Genomic DNA, 17,873 nt, shown 5'->3' with positions numbered 1-17,873 from the left:
CAACATCCTATTTCAAAGGCGGCTGGACAGATCGTCCAACGCCGCGCGCAAATCCGTGAACTGAAAGATGAAACCGTCTTGCAACAAACGCATCGGGGTCGCCCGCTGGCCGCCCAGCAACAACAAGGACAACTCGCCCAGGCCTACCTTTAACACGAAGGACGGCATCGGCATGAACGCCGGACGATGCAGCACACTGCCTAGCGTGTTGGCGAACTCGCGGTTGCGCACCGGTGCAGGCGCGCACGCATTATATGGACCGCTGGCCTGATTACGGTGCAGAAGAAAATCAATCAGGGCGATTTGATCCTTGATGTGAATCCACGGCATCCATTGCCGGCCGTTGCCAATCGGCCCTCCCAAGCCCAGTTTGAACGGCATTGTAAGCCGCGACAAAAAGCCGCCCTCTGCCGACAACACCAACCCGGTACGGATGAGGATTACGCGGATGCCCAAGGCTTCCGCGCGCTGGGCGGTCTCCTCCCAGGCGATGCACAGCTGACTGGCGAAATCATCGATGACTGGCGGTGACTCTTCGGTCAACTCGCGCTCACCGCCATCGCCGTACCAACCGATTGCGGAACCGGAGATCAGCACCTGTGGCTTGTGCTCTCGAGTCTCAAGCCAGGCCAGCAGGGTTTCGGTCAGCGTGATACGGCTGCTCCACAACAGGGCTTTGCGTTTGTGCGTCCAGAGCCGGTCGGCAATCGGCGCACCCGCCAGATTGATAACGGCATCTACCGGTTCCTGCCCGACGTCCTCCAACCGGGCAATTCCCTGCACTTGAGCACCGCATGTTTTCGCGACTGTTTCAGGCTTGCGACTCCAGACGGTCAGTCGATGTCCCTGGCTCAACCACAGCCGGCAGAGCTGACGTCCTATCAGACCAGTACCGCCGGTCAGCAATATGTGCATGACTTGTTCCTCGCGTGGCGTTTTACCCTGTCCGTTAGTCTATTTTTATAAGCAGGGATCTTTGGTATCGAGCAGGCGCTATGGTTAACAATAGGCCAAGCTGTCAGAACGAGAACGCTAAAAGTTATACCAAAAAACAATATTGTACAGGTTCAAAGCCCGGCGTAGTCTGTACAGAAAGGTAAACGAGGCCCCTATGACTGTACCTATCGCAATCATTGGCACCGGCATTGCCGGACTCTCCGCCGCCCAGGCCCTGACGGACTTCGGGCACAGGGTTCAACTTTTCGATAAAAGCCGCGGCAGTGGCGGGCGCATGTCGAGCAAACGCAGCGATGCGGGTGCGCTGGACATGGGCACCCAGTATTTCACTGCCCGCGATCGCCGCTTCGTAACAGAAGTTCAGCGCTGGCAAGTCAACGGCTGGGTAGCCGAATGGACACCGCAGCTGTACACCTACCATGGCGGCCAGCTCAATCTGTCGCCGGACGAGCAGACACGCTGGGTTGGCACACCGCGCATGAGCGCGATCACCCGCGCCCTGCTCGGCGACCTGGAGGTGCATTTCGCCTGCCGGATCACCGAGGTCTATCGCGGCGAAGAACACTGGCACCTGCAGGACGCCGAAGGCTTCACCCACGGGCCGTTCAGTCATGTCGTGGTCGCTACGCCAGCCCCTCAGGCCACGGCGCTGCTGGCCTCCGCGCCGAAACTCGCCGGAGCCGCCGCCGGGGTCAAAATGGACCCGAGCTGGGCCATCGCCCTCGCCTTTGATACGCCGCTGGAAACGCCCATGGAAGGCTGCTTCGTCCAGGACAGCCCACTCGACTGGCTGGCCCGCAACCGCAGCAAACCGGGACGCGACAACAGCCTCGATACTTGGGTGCTGCACGCCAACAGCGCCTGGAGCCGCCAGCACATCGACCTGTCTAAAGAGGCAGTGATCGAACAATTGCATGGTGCGTTCGCCGAATTGCTGCACGACTCCATGCCCGCGCCTACCTTCAGCCTCGCCCATCGCTGGCTCTACGCCCGCCCCGCCAGCAGTCACGAATGGGGCACTTTGGCCGACGCCGACCTGGGCCTGTATGCCTGTGGCGACTGGTGCCTGTCCGGGAGAGTCGAAGGTGCCTGGCTCAGCGGCCAGGAAGCCGCCCGCCGGTTGCATGAGCATCTGCAATGATCCATTGCCGCAGGTGTATGGGTGTGTATGCGAATACGGATGGTCGTGTAGGAGCTACCGAAGGCTGCTCCTACAGGGAGCGTTGATCAATCCAAAAAACTTGTACATATAGTTTGACTTGTACAGCTTCGAATCTAAGATGTAACAATGTTGTACAGATCCTCGTGGCTGTACAGGTTTGGATTCGAGGTACGCCGATGCTCCCCACTCCCGCGAGACCGAAAATCGCCATCAGCGCCTGCCTGATGGGGTTCGATGTGCGCTATAACGGCGGACACAAGGAATCCCGGCTGTGCACCCGCACCCTCACTGACTGCTTCGACTTCATCCCGGTTTGCCCGGAAGTCGCCATTGGCCTGGGCATTCCACGCCAGCCGATTCGGCTGGTAGGACGCGCCGAGCAACCCGAAGCCAGAGGCTCGGTCGATCAGTCTCTCGACGTGACCCAACCGCTGGCCGCCTATGGCCGGAAAATGGCTGCGGAACTCAATGACATCTGCGGATACATCTTCATGCAGAAATCTCCTTCCTGCGGGCTGCATCGGGTCAAGGTCTACCACACCAATGGCGCTTCGCAGGGCGATGACGGCCAGGGGATTTACGCTCGGGCCTTCTGCAGCCTGCACCCCGACTTGCCTGTGGAAGAGGACGGCCGGCTCAACGATCCGGTGCTGCGGGAGAACTTCATCACCCGAGTGTTCGCCTACAGCGCCTGGCAGCAATTGCTGGGGCGAGGCCTGACCCGGCGCGCACTCACAGACTTTCATTCGCACTACAAGTACCTGCTGATGGCCCACAACCCGGTGCAATACAAAGTGCTGGGTAATCTGCTGGGCAGCATGGGCGACACCGATCCGCAACAAATCGGCCCGCGATACTTCAGCGAGTTGATGGCTGCTTTGAAAATATGCGCCACTCGCCGCACTCACACTAATGTCCTGCAACACATCAGCGGGTACCTGAAACGGGCGATCAGCGCCGAGGACAAACAAGAAGTGCAGTACGTCATCAGTCAATACCGCCTGGGCATCGTGCCGCTGGTGGTGCCGATGACGCTGCTCAAGCATTACTTTCGCCAACACCCGGACCCATACATTGCACAGCAGGTTTACCTGCAACCGTATCCGGAATATCTCAGCCTGCGAAATGCCATTTAATGAAAAACACTGTCGATACCAGCGCCAGCGAAGACCTTGGCGATGACTTCAAAAAATCCCTGGACGACGGCTGGTTGCCGATTCGCGAGGTGGCACGCCAAACCGGAGTCAATGCCGTGACCTTGCGTGCCTGGGAACGGCGGTACGGTCTGATCGTCCCGCAACGCACGCCCAAAGGACATCGTCTGTTCTGCGCCGAACATGTAGAACGCATCCACAACATTCTTACCTGGCTCAATCGCGGCGTGGCGGTCAGCCAGGTCAAACAGCTGCTCGACACGCCGCTGGCGTTCAGCGAGTCCGTTGACAACGATTGGCACATATTGCTGCAAACACTGGTGCAAGCGGTCACCCGACTCGACGAGCGCGTCGTTGATGACACGGTCAATCAGTCGATGGCGCTGTATCCGCCGCGAACGCTGTGCGAGCAACTGCTGATGCCATTGCTGGCGGTTCTGGAACAGCGCTGGCAGGGCCAGTTCGGTGCGCAGATGGAGCGGGTATTTTTTTATTCCTGGCTGCGTAGCAAATTCGGTGCGCGCATCTACCATAACAATCGTCAGTTGCGCACCGCCCCCTTGTTGTTGATCAACCATTCGGACCTGCCACTGGAGCCTCATTTGTGGCTTGCCGCCTGGTTGATCAGCAGTGCCGATTGCCCGGTGGAAGTTTTCGACTGGCCGCTGCCTGCCGGTGAACTAACGCTGGCCGTCGAACATCTACAACCCCGTGGCGTCCTGCTGTATTCCAGCAAGGCCATGAACCTGGCACAGCTGCCGCGACTGTTGAAAGGCGTGGGCTGCACAAAAATGATTGCCGGACCAACGGTATGCATCCACCACGCCGAGTTGTCCGCAAGCACCACCGGTATCGCTGATTTATACCTGGCCGAAGATCCGTTATCGGCACATCGGGCGCTGGTTCAGTGTGGGCTCATCTGATGAATCGAGCGGACTGCAAAATGCAATTGATCTGGCTGCGCAGCGACTTGCGCGTACATGACAACACCGCCCTCTCGGCCGCGGCTGCTCGCGGCCCCGTTGTCGCGGTGTATCTATTGAGCCCGGAGCAATGGCTGGAGCATGACGACGCGCCCTGCAAAGTGGACTTCTGGCTGCGTAACCTGCGCGCGTTGAGCCATGCGCTGGCCGCGTTGAACATTCCCCTGCTGATACGCAAGGCCACACGCTGGGATGACGCGCCGAACGTTCTGTTGGAGCTGTGCCGGCAGTTGCAGATCGATACGCTGCACCTCAACGAAGAATACGGCGTCAATGAAAGCCGGCGGGATGCTGCCGTAGACAGGGCGTTGACCAACGAAGGCGTTACGGTTCGCGCGTACCTCGACCAGTTGCTGTTCAAGCCAGGCAGCGTGCTGACCAAGACCGGTACTTACTTCCAGGTTTTCAGCCAGTTCCGCAAGGTGTGTTACGACCGCCTGCACCATTCGCTGCCGGGCCTGGTGCGTGCGCCGCTGGCGCAACCGTCGATGAATATTGTCAGCGACCTGATCCCCGAACATATCGAAGGCTTTGCGCCCCCCAGTGACAGTTTGCGCAACCTATGGCCGGCCGGCGAGGCTGAAGCACAACGACGCCTCGACAGCTTTACCGATGCCAGGATCGAGCACTACCAGAGCGACCGGGACTTCCCGGCGAAACCCGGCACCAGTCAACTCTCGGCCTACCTCGCCGCCGGTGTGATCTCGCCACGCCAATGCCTGCACGCCGCCCTGCAAAGCAATCACGGCGAGTTCGAGAGCGGCAAACCCGGTGCCATTACCTGGATCAACGAATTGCTCTGGCGCGAGTTCTACAAACACATCCTGGTGGGCTACCCACGGGTTTCCCGGCACCGCGCGTTCCGCCCGGAAACCGAAGCCCTGGCCTGGCGCGACGCCCCCGCGGACCTTGCGGCCTGGCAGTCGGGACGCACCGGGTTGCCGATCATTGATGCCGCCATGCGCCAACTGCACGAAACCGGCTGGATGCACAACCGCCTGCGCATGGTGGTGGCAATGTTCCTGAGCAAGAATCTGCTGATCGACTGGCGCGAAGGCGAGCGCTTTTTCATGCGTCACCTGATCGATGGTGACCTGGCCGCGAACAACGGCGGCTGGCAGTGGAGCTCATCCACCGGCACCGATTGCGCGCCCTACTTCCGGATTTTCAATCCGCTGAGCCAGTCGGAAAAATTCGACCCGAATGGCGTGTTCATCAGGCACTGGCTTGCGCAGCTGACTGAACTGGACCGAAAGGATGTGCACAACCCTGCTGCGCGTGGCTTGTTTGGTGTCGCGGACTACCCGCCACCGATCGTCAATCTGAGCACGTCCCGCGAGCGTGCCCTGAGCGCCTTCAGGAATCTGCCATCACGACAAGACTGCGCCGATCCGGTCGGCAGTGACTATGAGTAGTTGCCTTCAACGGTTCGCCAAGTTGGCAAAAAAACGACTGCGCCAGGCGGCCCTCCCTGCCGCCTGGCAGAAAAGGAGATCTGAATGAGTCGAACACCCGCACGACGATACTGGCTGACCGGAGCGAGCAGCGGTATTGGCGCCGCACTGGCCGCAGAAATTCTCAAAACCGGCGCGCAACTGGCTGTCAGCTCCCGCTCGAAAGCGCCACTGAATGCGTTGGCGCAACGTTTTCCAGGACAAGTGCTGGTGGTGGCCGGGGACCTGACCAACAGTCAGACCGTACGCGAAATCGGCGAGAAGATCGCAGAGCAATGGGGCTCACTGGACACACTCATCCTCAATGCGGGTACCTGCGAGTACGTGGACGCCAGGCAGTTCGACGCATCGATCGTCGAGCATTTGATACGTACCAACCTGCTGGCCAGCAGTTTTTGTGCCGAAGCAGCCCTGCCCCTGTTGCGGGCCGGCACCACACCGCATCTGGTGGGCATGGCAAGTTCGGTCACCTACCTGCCCTTGCCCGGAGCGGAAGCTCATGGCGCCTCAAAGGCCGGCTTGCCCTACCTGTTCGACTCCCTGCGCATTGAGCTGGCCCCGGAAGGCATCGACGTTACGGTGATAAACCCTGGCACTGTCGAAACGCCGCTGGCCGCCAGCCGCGACTTTTCCATGCCGTTGAGCTGGACGGTGGACAAAGCCGCGCGATACCTCTTCGAAAAACTCAGCGAACGCCCGGCGGAAATTGCCTTCCCCGCAGCGTTCATGGCTACCCTCTGGCCACTTTCCAACTTGCCTGCACGGGTAAAACTGGCGATCGGCAATCGCATCGTGCGCAGTAATCCGCCGATCATGGACCGGCCATAAACCATCCCGACGACCTTTCACCCCGTGACGCAGCCATGAGGTCGCTGCGATGCGTGAAAGCCCGGACGGGCGTCCGTCAGTGCTTTTACACAGCAGCCGATGACTGACTTACACTGCGCGCCATGAATACCATCCCCCACACGCAAATCGCGGACCCGGCAATCACCTGCTCGACCTGTGCAGCCTGCTGCTGTCAGCTCGAAGTCATGCTGATCACCGACACGGGTGTGCCTGAACGCTTCATCGATACCGATGACTGGGGCGGGGAAGTCATGCTGCGCCTCGATGACGGCTGGTGCGCAGCCCTGGATCGCAACACGATGATGTGCACCATCTACGAAAAGCGCCCGCTGATCTGCCGGGAGTTCGAGATGGGGGCGCCGGAATGCATCGAGGAGCGCCAGGGGATTTCTACGGCGTATCGCTAAACGAGAAAGTGGGAGCGGGTTTGCTCCCAACGGCGTTGCGACGAAAGCGGTGTGTCAGTCACATCAGTGTTGAATGTTAATCCGCTTTCGCGAGCAAGCCCGCTCCCACATTTAATCGAGTCTCGTCTTACAGCGGCATGGTGTAGTGCAACGCGTAACTTTCTATACCATCGTTTGGACTTGTGATCCCGGCGTTGGAATAGTGAGTTGCACGAACACCCACTTCATGACCACCGGCAAAGCGCAGCCCGACACCGAAACGGTCTTCGAACTGAAAGGCACTGCCCAGCTCGTTGCCTTCGACTTCGGTACTGGCGAACAACGCTACGCCGACGCCGAATTCGACATAGGGTTTGACGCCGTCACCGGCAAATTCGTAAACCAGCACCGGGGAAAGCGACAGGCTGTGGTTACTCGAGGTCTCCTCACCATCCCAGTAGGTGTAGGCGCCGCTCCAGTAGCCGGTCAAACGACCGACATCACTCTGTAACCAGCTCTGGTCCCAATCCGATTGCATGCCCAGGCGGTAAGTCATGGTTGATTCGCCGGTCTGGCCAACCGAGAACTCAACACCTGTCGCCTGCGCGGTAAAACTTTGCCCCATTAGTGCGGCCGCAATCGCGGCCAAGCAGAATAGTCGCTTCACTAGAAACTTCCCTTTCCGAACGATTTCGTATGGTTTTTTGGTGCCCAGCAATCAAAGCTATAGAAGTCGGCGCTCAATCAGGAGTTCACTCCGACTTTACTTTCCCCCGGAATGTGCCTACCTGTCGAAGCTACGCACAATGCCGGACGTATTCCACAGTATTGGTAAGATATTTCTGAAATGTGCAGGGTCGGCACTGGTCCAGAACTGTGCTGGACGTGCAGGCCCGTCGGCGAGCAGATCGCCCTCGCTGAGCAAGCGCTGCAACTGCCGGGCGACAGCGGCACCGGTGTCGATCAGGCTGATGTCTTCGGGGATCATCTGTTTGAGCAGCGGTTTGAGGAACGGATAATGAGTGCAGCCCAGGATCAGGGTGTCAGCGCCGGCGGCCAGCAGCGGCTCGACGTAACCGGCAAGCAACTGACGCAGGGCCGCGCTGTGCAGGTCACCGTTCTCGATCAGTTCGACCAGACCGGGACAGGGTTGGGTGATAACCCGCACATCGGTGGCAAAACGATCAAGCAACGCGGCGAACTTGGCGCTCTGCAAGGTGCCGGTGGTGGCCAGCACACCGACGACGCCGCTACGGGTCGCGGCGGCGGCCGGCTTGACCGCAGGCTCCATGCCGACGATGGGCCATTGCGGATAGTCGCGCCGCAAGTCGGCGACGCCGGCAACGGTTGCCGTATTGCAGGCCAACACCAGGGCCTTGGCACCCTGCTGTCGAAAGAAATCCGCCATCACGCTGCAACGCTGTCGGATAAATTCCGGGGTTTTCTCACCGTAGGGAATATTCCCGCAATCGGCGACGTACATCAGCGTCTCGCTGGGCAGTAAACGCTGGATCTCGGCCAGTACCGAGAGCCCGCCGACGCCGGAGTCGAACACGCCGATCGGCGCTTCACGCATGTTTCGACCCACAGACGCTGCAGCCCGGATCTCGCTTGACCCGTAGCTCTCGAAAGCGCGTGCCCAGTGCGTCGATCAGCAACAGGCGCCCCACCAGCGGCTCGCCGAAACCGGCCAGCAACTTCAACGCTTCCAGGGCTTGCAGGCTGCCGACCAGCCCCACCAGCGGCCCGACCACGCCTGCTTCGCTGCAGGTCAATTCGGCTTCACTGCCATGCCCATACAAACAGTGGTAGCACGGACTTTCCTCGCGACGCGGGTCAAACACCGACAACTGCCCTTCAAGGCGAATCGCCGCACCACTGACCAGCGGTTTGCGTGCCGCCACGCAAGCGGCGTTGACCGCTTCGCGGGTGGAGAAATTGTCGGAACAGTCGAGGACCAGATCCACGCCAGCCACGACAGCGGCCAGGGAGTCTTCGTCGAGTGCCGCACGATGGGCGATCAAGCCGATTTCGGGGTTGATCGCGCTCAGGCGCTTGATCGCCGAATCGACCTTGCTCATGCCGACGCTGTCGGTATCGTGAATGATCTGGCGCTGCAGGTTGGTCAGGTCGACGCTATCGAAGTCCGCCAGATGCAACTCACCCACTCCGGCGGCAGCCAGGTACAACGCCACTGGCGCGCCCAGGCCACCCAGCCCGACGATCAGCACGCGGCTTTCCTTGAGTCGCATCTGACCGTCGATGTCGATGTGTTGCAGCAGAATCTGCCGACTGTAGCGCAGCAATTCCTGATCATTCAGCACGGCAGGCGCCCCAGACTGATGCGTTGGTGACCGCCCAGATCGGTGCGGCTGTGGACCTCTTCAAAACCGCGGCTCTGCAGCAAGTCGCGCACTGCCCCGGCTTGATCGTAACCGTGTTCGAGCATCAGCCAGCCTCCGGTTTCAAGGTGATCCGGGGCCTGGGCGACGATCAGACGCAAATCGTCGAGCCCGTCGACGCCCGCCACCAGGGCGCTGGCCGGTTCGAAGCGCACATCACCTTCCACCAGATGAGGATCGGCAGACGCAATGTACGGCGGATTACTGATGATCAATTGAAAACGCTGGCCCACCAGGGCGCTGAACCAGTGACTGCTCAACACCGTAGCGTTGGTCAGGTGCAGACGCTGGCGATTGCGCTCGGCCAGGGCGACAGCTTCCAGCACCCGGTCCACGGCAGTGACTTTCCACGCCGGTCGCTCGCTGGCCAGGGCCAGGGCAATCGCGCCGCTGCCGGTGCCAAGGTCGAGCACTTTGGCGGGGGTGGCCGGCAACAGTTCCAGAGCGGCTTCCACCAGCAGTTCGGTGTCGGGACGCGGGATCAGCGTATGTGGCGCCACTTCCAGATCGAGTTTCCAGAAACCTTGTTGCCCGAGGATGTAGGCCACCGGTTCACCGCCACGACGACGCTGCAGGTACTCGGCAAACGTCAGCGCAGCCTCGCTCGGGACGATGCGTTCGGGCCAGGTGTGCAGGAAACTGCGGGACTTGCCCAGTGCCGCGGCCAACAACAGTTCGGCATCCAGGCGCGCCGTGGGCGAGTCGGGCAAATCGGCAGCGCGCAACAAGCTGGCAATGATCGTCATTCTATTGCCGCCAACTGATCGGCCTGGTACTCGGCCAGCAACGGTTCGATCACCGCATCAACTCCGCCGGCGAGGATTTCGTCGAGGGAATACAGCGTCAGGTTGACCCGGTGATCGGTGACCCGGCCCTGGGCAAAGTTGTAGGTGCGGATACGCTCGGAGCGGTCACCGGAACCGACCAGCAACTTGCGCTCGCTGGCAATCGCGTTGGCGGCGGCACTGGTCTGCTGGTCGTTGAGTTTGGCCGACAGCCAGGACATCGCCCGGGCACGGTTCTTGTGCTGCGAACGCTCTTCCTGGCACTCGACCACGATACCGGACGGCAAGTGGGTGATGCGGATCGCCGAATCGGTCTTGTTGACGTGCTGGCCGCCAGCACCGGAGGAGCGGTAAGTGTCGATCCGCAAGTCTGCCGGATTGATCTCGATGGCTTCCTGTTCATCCGGCTCGGGCAGCACCGCCACGGTGCAGGCCGAGGTATGGATGCGCCCTTGGGACTCCGTCGCCGGAACCCGTTGCACGCGATGCGCGCCGGACTCGAATTTCAGCTTGCCGTAGACGTTATCGCCTTCAACCCGGGCGATGACTTCTTTATAGCCGCCGTGCTCACCCTCGTTCTCCGAGAGGATTTCCACGCGCCAGCCGCGACGCTCGGCATAACGCGAATACATGCGAAACAGGTCGCCGGAGAAAATCGCCGCCTCGTCACCGCCAGTACCGGCGCGGATTTCGAGAAACACGTTGCGCCCGTCATTCGGATCCTTGGGCAGCAGCAGGCGTTGCAGATCGGCTTCCAGAGTGACCAACTGCTCCTTGGCCTCGCGGACTTCTTCCACGGCCATTTCGCGCATGTCCGGGTCGCTGTCCTTGAGCAGTGCCTGGGCACCTTCGAGGTCGCTCTGCACTTTGAGCAGCTGTTTATAGGCAGCCACAATCGGTTCGACTTCCGCGTATTCCTTGGAATAGGCGCGGAATTTATTCTGATCGGAAATGACCTCGCCATCGCCAAGCAAGGCGGTCAGTTCCTCGAAACGGTCCTGGAGGATGTCCAGCTTATTGAGCAGTGACGCTTTCATTGCGGTTTTTTATCCGAAAAGCTATCCGATGGGCCCTCACCGAGGGCAAAGAGTTCCTGGGCCATCGCCAGCGCATCCAGGCGACCTTCGGCAGAGAGCTTTTTCAACTGCACGCTCGGTGCGTGCAACAGTTTATTGGTCAGGCCGCGAGCCAGTTGCACCAGCACCTCTTCGGCGCTGCTGCCGTTGGCCAGCAGGCGCTGGGCCTTTTGCAGCTCTTCGTCGCGCAGGCGTTCGCTCTGTTGACGATAGGCCTTGAGCACGTCCACCGCTGCCAATTCGCGCAGGCGGACCATGAAATCTTCGGCACCGACCGCGACCATCTCTTCCGCCGCCTGGGCTGCGCCCTGACGACTTTTGAGATTCTCGGCGACCACTTCATGGAGGTCGTCGACGCTATAGAGGTAAACGTCGTCCAGCTCGCCGACTTCTGGCTCGATGTCGCGCGGTACGGCGATATCGACCATGAAAATCGGTTTGTGCTTGCGCAATTTCAAGGCACTTTCCACCGCGCCCTTGCCCAGAATCGGCAGCTGGCTGGCGGTAGAACTGATGACGATGTCGCTGCGCACCAGCTCCGCCGGAATGTCCGACAGCAGTACCGCATGGGCACCGAACTGCTCGGCCAAGGTGCTCGCGCGCTCCAGGGTACGGTTGGCGACCACGATGCGCTTTACGCCAAGGTCATGCAGATGACGGGCAACCAGGGTGATGGTCTCACCGGCGCCGATCAACAGGGCCTGACTGCGCTGCAGGTCGCTGAAAATCTGTTTTGCCAGGCTGACGGCGGCAAACGCCACGGACACCGGGTTTTCGCCGATGGCGGTATCGGTGCGCACCTGCTTGGCCGCATTGAAGGTGGCCTGGAACAGCCGCCCGAGCAATGGCCCGATGGTGCCGGCCTCGCGGGCGACGGCATAGGCCGACTTCATCTGGCCGAGAATCTGCGGCTCACCCAGCACCAGCGAATCGAGCCCGGAGGCCACCCGCATCATGTGACGAACTGCCGCATCATCTTCGTGAACATAGGCGCTTTCGCGCAGCTCTTCGAAGCTCAACTTATGATATTCGGCCAACCAGCGCAGCACGATATCTGCCGACAGGTGATCCTGTTCTATATAAAGTTCACTGCGATTGCAGGTGGAGAGGATCGCAGCTTCGCGGCTGTCGGTGAGTCGGCAGAGCTGCTGCAGGGCCTCAACCAGCTGCTCAGGGGTAAAAGCCACGCGCTCGCGGACGTCTACTGAAGCAGTCTTGTGGTTAATACCGAGTGCAAGGAAGGCCATTCAAAGTCGCTGATGGTGACGTGAAGCCGGCAATTGTCCTACTTCGACACATTGAGAACAACTACTCGATATCTATTGCCCCGGTAGACGACTCCCTGGTTTGCGAGCGGTTCTCGTTTACCTGACCCCCTATAGGAGCTGGCTTGCAAGCGATGAACTGACAGGCCCCGCGCTTTTACCGTAAAAACACCTCTTCTCTAACGACTATCGCCGGCAAGCCGGCTCCTACACATTGGAAAATGCCGGGGCGGTTATGTTTGGCCGAAAGCTTGTGTCATGATGATCCGACCGCAGGTTAGTCGTCCTCCTCTTATATGAATAGATCCTCCGCGTTGCTCCTCGCTTTTGTCTTCCTCAGCGGCTGCCAGGCTTTGGCACCCGTGGCGCCGGACGGTGCTGCGCCGGTAGAAGACAGCACCCCGGTCCCTGAAAAGCCCAAGGTCTATAGCTCGTTCAGCGCAGATACCGTCTTCAGCCTGCTAAGCGCGGAACTGGCTGGCCAGCGCAATCGTTACGACCTGGCTTTGGACAACTATGTGACCCAGGCCATCAACACCCAGGACCCGGGCATCTCCGAGCGGGCATTTCGCATTGCCGAGTACCTGGGCGCCGATCAGCCCGCCCTGGACACTGCACTGATCTGGGCGAAAAACGCCCCGGATGACCTTGAGGCGCAACGGGCCGCAGCCGTGCAACTGGCGCGTGCGGGGCGCTATGACGAGTCCATGGTCTACATGGAGAAAGTCCTGCAAGGCAAGGGCGACACCCACTTCGATTTCCTTGCGCTGTCTGCGGCCGACACCGACCAGGACACCCGCAACGGATTGATGAAAAGTTTCGACAATTTGTTGCTGCGCCACCCGAACAACAGTCAGCTGATTTTCGGCAAGGCATTGCTGATGCAACAGGACGGTGACCCCAAGGGTGCGCTGGCCCTGCTGGAAGACCATCCACCCGAAGACGACGAAATCGCGCCGATCCTGTTGCGTGCACGCCTGCTGCAATCCCTGGATCGCGGCGACGAAGCCCTGCCGCTACTGAAAAAAAGCATCAAGAAGTATCCGGACGACAAGCGCCTGCGCCTGACTTATGCGCGCATGCTGGTTGAGCAGGACCGCATGGATGACGCCAAGGTCGAGTTCTCGAGCCTGGTCCAGCAGTATCCGGAGGACGACGATTTGCGTTACTCCCTGGCACTGGTCTGCCTGGAAGCCAAGGCCTGGGACGAGGCCAAGGGCTATTTGCAAGACTTGATCGCGCGGGACAGCCACGTCGACTCGGCGCATTTGAATCTCGGTCGAATCGCCGAGGAACGCAATGACCCGCAGGGCGCACTGATCGAGTACGACCAGGTCGGCCCAGGCAACGATTTCCTCCCGGCGCAATTGCGCCAGGCCGATATCCTCATGAACAACGGCAAGACCGCCCAAGCCCAAAGCAAGCTGGCGACAGAGCGCGAAGAACAGCCCGATTACGCGATCCAGCTGTACCTGATCGAAGCCGAAACCCTGTCCGCCAACAACCAGGGCGACAAGGCCTGGAAAGTCCTGGAACAAGCCCTGCAACAATACCCGGATGATTTGAACCTGCTTTACACCCGAGCCATGCAGGCGGAAAAGCGCAATGATCTGGCACAAATGGAAAAAGACCTGCGCCTGATCATCAAGCGCGACCCGGACAATGCCATGGCGTTGAACGCCCTCGGCTATACCCTGTCTGACCGTACGACCCGTTATGCCGAAGCGAAAGCCTTGATCGAACAGGCACACCGGATCACTCCGGAAGACCCGGCGGTACTCGACAGCCTTGGCTGGGTGAATTACCGCATGGGCAATCTTGACGAAGCCGAACGCCTGCTGCGCCAAGCCCTGGAACGCTTCCCCGACCAGGAAGTCGCCGCTCACCTGGGTGAAGTCCTGTGGGCCAACGGCAAACAGCGCGAAGCCAGGCAAATATGGGGCAAATTCCTCAAGGACCAGCCTGACAGCCCTGCGCTACGCAGCACCATCAAACGCCTGACCGGATCAGAGACTCTTTAAAATCATGTTTTTGCGCCACATTATCGTTTTCAGCTTCATCGCCCTGCTCGCCGGTTGCGCGGGTTTCGGTGCCCGTGAATCGGTCGAGGGTCATGGTAACCCCGCCCAATGGCGCGAGCACAAAGACCAACTTGCGGGCCTTGATGGCTGGCAGATCGACGGCAAGATCGGCATTCGCGCGCCCAAGGATTCAGGCAGCGGCACGCTGTTCTGGCTGCAGCGCCAGGATTACTACGACATCCGCCTTTCCGGCCCGCTGGGTCGTGGCGCGGCTCGACTGACCGGACGCCCGGGCAAGGTTTCGCTGGAAGTTGCCAACCAGGGCCGCTATGAGGCTGCGACCCCGGAAGTCCTGCTCGAGGAACAGATGGGCTGGAAGCTGCCGGTGTCCAACCTGGCCTGGTGGGTCCGCGGACTTCCCGCGCCTGACAGCAAGAGTCGCCTGACCCTGGATGCCGACAGTCGCCTGGCCGGCCTGGAACAGGATGGCTGGAAGGTGGAATACACCCAATACACTCAGCTCAATGGTTACTGGCTGCCCGAGCGGATCAAGCTGCACGGCACCGATCTTGACGTCACCCTGGTGATCAAGACCTGGCAACCGCGCAAACTGGGGCAATGACATGCCGGACAATCGACTGATTCTGCCCTCTCCGGCAAAACTCAATTTGATGCTGCACATCACCGGTCGCCGTGAAGACGGCTATCACGAATTGCAGACGCTGTTTCAGTTCCTCGATTACGGCGACGAAATCACCTACGCCCTGCGCGATGACGGCGTCATTCACCTGCACACCGAGTTCGAAGGCGTCCCCCACGACAGCAATCTGATCGTCAAGGCCGCGAAAAAAATTCAGGAACAATCCGGGTGTGCGCTGGGTGTCGATATCTGGATCGAGAAAATCCTGCCCATGGGCGGCGGCATCGGTGGCGGCAGCTCGAATGCCGCTACGACATTGCTCGGACTGAACCATCTATGGCAACTGGGTTGGGATGAGGATCGACTGGCCGCCCTGGGGTTGACCCTCGGCGCCGACGTCCCGGTTTTCGTGCGTGGCCACGCCGCTTTCGCCGAAGGTATCGGGGAGAAACTGACCCCTGTGGACCCGGAAGAACCGTGGTATCTGGTGCTGGTACCGCAAGTATCTGTAAGTACGGCAGAAATTTTTTCCGATCCGTTGTTGACACGTAACTCGCCGCCCATTAAAGTGCGCCCCGTTCCCAAGGGAAACAGTCGAAATGACTGCTTGCCGGTGGTAACAAGGCGTTATCCAGAGGTACGTAACGCTTTGAATTTGTTAGGTAAATTTACCGAAGCAAAACTCACCGGAACTGGAAGTTGTGTGTTTGGGGGCTTCCCAAGCAAAGCTGAAGCTGATAAAGTCTCGGCCCTTCTTACAGAGACCCTTACAGGTTTTGTAGCAAAAGGAAGCAACATTTCGATGTTGCATCGCAAGCTTCAAAGTCTGCTCTAAAGGAACCGATTACTGGGTAATCGTTGCAACAGATACAGGGGCGTCGCCAAGCGGTAAGGCAGCAGGTTTTGATCCTGCCATGCGTTGGTTCGAATCCAGCCGCCCCTGCCATTTTCTATACTCATCCAGGTTACCCTCAGCCTCTAGGTACTGCGCGTGTCCAAGATGATGGTCTTTACGGGGAACGCTAACCCCGATCTGGCTCGGCGTGTCGTACGTCAGCTGCATATCCCTCTCGGTGACATTTCTGTCGGTAAGTTTTCCGACGGCGAAATTACAGCCGAGATCAATGAAAACGTCCGCGGTAAAGACGTCTTCATTATCCAGCCGACTTGCGCTCCGACCAACGATAACCTGATGGAACTGGTAGTGATGGCTGATGCCTTCCGCCGCTCCTCGGCTACTCGTATTACTGCTGTTATTCCTTACTTTGGTTATGCCCGTCAGGATCGCCGTCCGCGTTCCGCACGTGTGGCTATCAGCGCGAAAGTCGTGGCTGACATGCTTACCGTAGTCGGCATCGACCGTGTTCTCACGGTTGATCTGCATGCTGACCAGATTCAGGGTTTCTTCGATATTCCGGTAGATAACATCTACGGCTCCCCGGTTCTGGTGGATGACATTGAAGATCAGCGCTTCGAAAACCTGATGATCGTGTCCCCGGACATTGGTGGCGTCGTGCGTGCACGTGCTGTTGCCAAATCCCTGGGCGTGGATCTCGGGATCATCGACAAACGCCGTGAGAAAGCCAATCACTCTGAAGTGATGCATATCATCGGTGATGTCGAAGGGCGTACCTGTATTCTTGTCGATGACATGGTCGATACCGCAGGCACCCTGTGTCACGCGGCCAAGGCCTTGAAAGAGCATGGCGCTGCCAAGGTTTTCGCCTACTGTACGCACCCTGTGCTGTCGGGTCGGGCGATCGAAAACATCGAAAATTCCGTGCTGGACGAGCTGGTGGTAACCAATACCATCCCGCTGTCCGCTGCAGCACAAGCCTGTGCGCGTATCCGTCAACTGGATATCGCACCGGTAGTTGCCGAGGCGGTTCGCCGCATCAGCAATGAAGAATCGATCAGCGCGATGTTCCGCTAAGGGCCCTGCCCTTCTCGAACCTCTCGTTGACGAAAAGCGCCCCGCCCCGGCATTCCTGTCGGGGCGGGGCTTTTTTGCCCATATCGCCTTTAGCGCTGGTCGCAAACGCTGGGGCGAATGTGGTTATTTTGGAGATACAACATGAACGATTTTACCCTGAATGCTGAAGTGCGTTCCGACCTGGGGAAAGGTGCGAGCCGCCGCCTGCGTCGTCTCGCAAGCCTGGTTCCAGCTGTAGTTTACGGTGGCGAAAAAGCCCCTGAATCCATCAGCATGCTGGCCAAAGAAGTTGCCAAACTGCTCGAAAACGAAGCGGCTTACAGCCACATCATCGAGCTGAACGTTGGTGGCACCAAGCAAAACGTCGTAATCAAAGCCCTGCAGCGTCACCCGGCCAAAGGCCACGTGATGCACGCTGACTTCGTACGCGTAGTAGCTGGCCAGAAACTGACCGCTATCGTTCCAGTGCACTTCATCAACGAAGAAGCACCGACCAAGAAAGGCGGCGAAATCTCGCACGTTACTTCGGAAATCGAAGTTTCCTGCCTGCCGAAAGACCTGCCTGAGTTCATCGAAGTCGACCTGGCTAACGCCGAAATCGGTTCGATCATTCACCTGTCTGACCTCAAAGCCCCTAAAGGCGTTGAGTTTGTTGCTCTGGCTCACGGTGACGACAAGGCTGTTGCCAACGTTCACGCTCCACGTGTTGCTCCAGAAGCTGCAGAAGGCGCTGCAGAGTAATTCACTCTGCACGCTGGAGTGATCAAGTAACATCGCGGACTGGAACGTAGCGAGAAAGCGGGCGA

General features: G+C 59.4%; 18 protein-coding genes and 1 tRNA gene. 12 read left to right on the top strand and 7 right to left on the bottom strand.

The window, feature by feature from the left end; translation table 11 throughout:
- Positions 1-12 precede the first annotated feature (12 nt).
- On the bottom strand, positions 13-915 hold the full coding sequence (locus AC07OG_RS05040) for a TIGR01777 family oxidoreductase (RefSeq protein WP_495066376.1): 903 nt from the start codon (positions 913-915) through the stop codon (positions 13-15).
- A gap of 196 nt (positions 916-1,111) precedes the next feature.
- Here AC07OG_RS05040 and AC07OG_RS05035 point away from each other — a divergent pair, with 196 nt between their 5' ends.
- From AC07OG_RS05035 to AC07OG_RS05010, 6 genes are all read left to right on the top strand, one after another.
- Entirely contained in the window at positions 1,112-2,098 is a 987-nt protein-coding gene (locus tag AC07OG_RS05035; RefSeq protein WP_495066375.1) for an NAD(P)/FAD-dependent oxidoreductase, read from the top strand.
- Positions 2,099-2,295: 197 nt separating this feature from the next.
- Positions 2,296-3,255: a YbgA family protein gene (locus AC07OG_RS05030; protein WP_495066374.1), complete on the top strand. Its 960-nt coding sequence runs from the start codon at positions 2,296-2,298 to the stop codon at positions 3,253-3,255.
- Positions 3,255-4,196 (top strand): MerR family transcriptional regulator, encoded by a 942-nt coding sequence (locus tag AC07OG_RS05025; RefSeq protein ID WP_495066373.1) that lies wholly within the window; start codon positions 3,255-3,257, stop codon positions 4,194-4,196. The genes AC07OG_RS05030 and AC07OG_RS05025 overlap by 1 nt, the downstream gene beginning before the upstream one ends.
- A 20-nt stretch (positions 4,197-4,216) precedes the next feature.
- Positions 4,217-5,671 carry a deoxyribodipyrimidine photo-lyase gene (gene phrB / locus AC07OG_RS05020; protein WP_218424718.1) on the top strand — a complete coding sequence of 485 codons (1,455 nt, stop codon included), beginning with the start codon at positions 4,217-4,219 and terminating at the stop codon, positions 5,669-5,671.
- Positions 5,672-5,755: 84 nt separating this feature from the next.
- The gene (locus AC07OG_RS05015; protein ID WP_495066372.1) at positions 5,756-6,538 is read left to right on the top strand and encodes an SDR family NAD(P)-dependent oxidoreductase; all 783 of its coding nucleotides are present in this window, start codon (positions 5,756-5,758) and stop codon (positions 6,536-6,538) included.
- A gap of 122 nt (positions 6,539-6,660) precedes the next feature.
- Positions 6,661-6,966: a YkgJ family cysteine cluster protein gene (locus tag AC07OG_RS05010; RefSeq protein ID WP_060539426.1), complete on the top strand. Its 306-nt coding sequence runs from the start codon at positions 6,661-6,663 to the stop codon at positions 6,964-6,966.
- Between the two features lie 127 nt (positions 6,967-7,093).
- Here the strand turns inward: AC07OG_RS05010 and AC07OG_RS05005 are convergent, their stop codons facing one another.
- From AC07OG_RS05005 to hemA, 6 genes are all read right to left on the bottom strand, one after another.
- A complete protein-coding gene (locus AC07OG_RS05005; protein ID WP_495066371.1) occupies positions 7,094-7,612 on the bottom strand; it encodes an acyloxyacyl hydrolase in 519 nt (172 codons plus the stop codon).
- A 117-nt stretch (positions 7,613-7,729) separates the two neighbouring features.
- A complete protein-coding gene (gene murI / locus AC07OG_RS05000) occupies positions 7,730-8,521 on the bottom strand; it encodes a glutamate racemase (protein ID WP_060539424.1) in 792 nt (263 codons plus the stop codon).
- Positions 8,514-9,269, bottom strand: coding sequence for a molybdopterin-synthase adenylyltransferase MoeB (locus tag AC07OG_RS04995; RefSeq protein ID WP_495066370.1), 756 nt, complete (start codon positions 9,267-9,269; stop codon positions 8,514-8,516). Before AC07OG_RS04995 ends, murI begins: the two co-directional genes overlap by 8 nt.
- On the bottom strand, positions 9,263-10,093 hold the full coding sequence (gene prmC, locus AC07OG_RS04990; protein WP_060539422.1) for a peptide chain release factor N(5)-glutamine methyltransferase: 831 nt from the start codon (positions 10,091-10,093) through the stop codon (positions 9,263-9,265). Before prmC ends, AC07OG_RS04995 begins: the two co-directional genes overlap by 7 nt.
- Complete coding sequence (prfA, locus tag AC07OG_RS04985; protein WP_060539421.1) at positions 10,090-11,169, bottom strand: peptide chain release factor 1; 1,080 nt, start codon at positions 11,167-11,169, stop codon at positions 10,090-10,092. Before prfA ends, prmC begins: the two co-directional genes overlap by 4 nt.
- Positions 11,166-12,455 carry a glutamyl-tRNA reductase gene (hemA, locus tag AC07OG_RS04980; protein ID WP_060539420.1) on the bottom strand — a complete coding sequence of 430 codons (1,290 nt, stop codon included), beginning with the start codon at positions 12,453-12,455 and terminating at the stop codon, positions 11,166-11,168. Before hemA ends, prfA begins: the two co-directional genes overlap by 4 nt.
- 314 nt (positions 12,456-12,769) lie before the next feature.
- Between hemA and AC07OG_RS04975 the strand changes: the two genes are divergently transcribed.
- The 6 genes from AC07OG_RS04975 (at position 12,770) to AC07OG_RS04950 (ending at position 17,808) form a co-directional block, all read left to right on the top strand.
- Positions 12,770-14,494: a tetratricopeptide repeat protein gene (locus AC07OG_RS04975; RefSeq protein ID WP_495066369.1), complete on the top strand. Its 1,725-nt coding sequence runs from the start codon at positions 12,770-12,772 to the stop codon at positions 14,492-14,494.
- 4 nt (positions 14,495-14,498) lie between these two features.
- Entirely contained in the window at positions 14,499-15,116 is a 618-nt protein-coding gene (lolB, locus tag AC07OG_RS04970) for a lipoprotein insertase outer membrane protein LolB (protein WP_060539416.1), read from the top strand.
- A gap of 1 nt (position 15,117) precedes the next feature.
- The gene (gene ispE / locus AC07OG_RS04965) at positions 15,118-15,969 is read left to right on the top strand and encodes a 4-(cytidine 5'-diphospho)-2-C-methyl-D-erythritol kinase (RefSeq protein WP_495066368.1); all 852 of its coding nucleotides are present in this window, start codon (positions 15,118-15,120) and stop codon (positions 15,967-15,969) included.
- 36 nt (positions 15,970-16,005) lie between these two features.
- Positions 16,006-16,080, top strand: a tRNA-Gln gene (locus AC07OG_RS04960).
- A 45-nt stretch (positions 16,081-16,125) separates the two neighbouring features.
- Positions 16,126-17,067, top strand: a complete 942-nt coding sequence (locus AC07OG_RS04955) for a ribose-phosphate pyrophosphokinase (protein WP_003171603.1) — start codon at positions 16,126-16,128, stop codon at positions 17,065-17,067.
- Positions 17,068-17,208: 141 nt separating this feature from the next.
- Entirely contained in the window at positions 17,209-17,808 is a 600-nt protein-coding gene (locus AC07OG_RS04950) for a 50S ribosomal protein L25/general stress protein Ctc (RefSeq protein ID WP_060539414.1), read from the top strand.
- Positions 17,809-17,873 lie beyond the last annotated feature (65 nt).

The organism is Pseudomonas sp. GW821-FHT09H03 (assembly GCF_059415945.1).
Note: the sequence above shows the minus strand (reverse complement) of the source record. Positions and strands in the feature narration are given on the sequence as shown.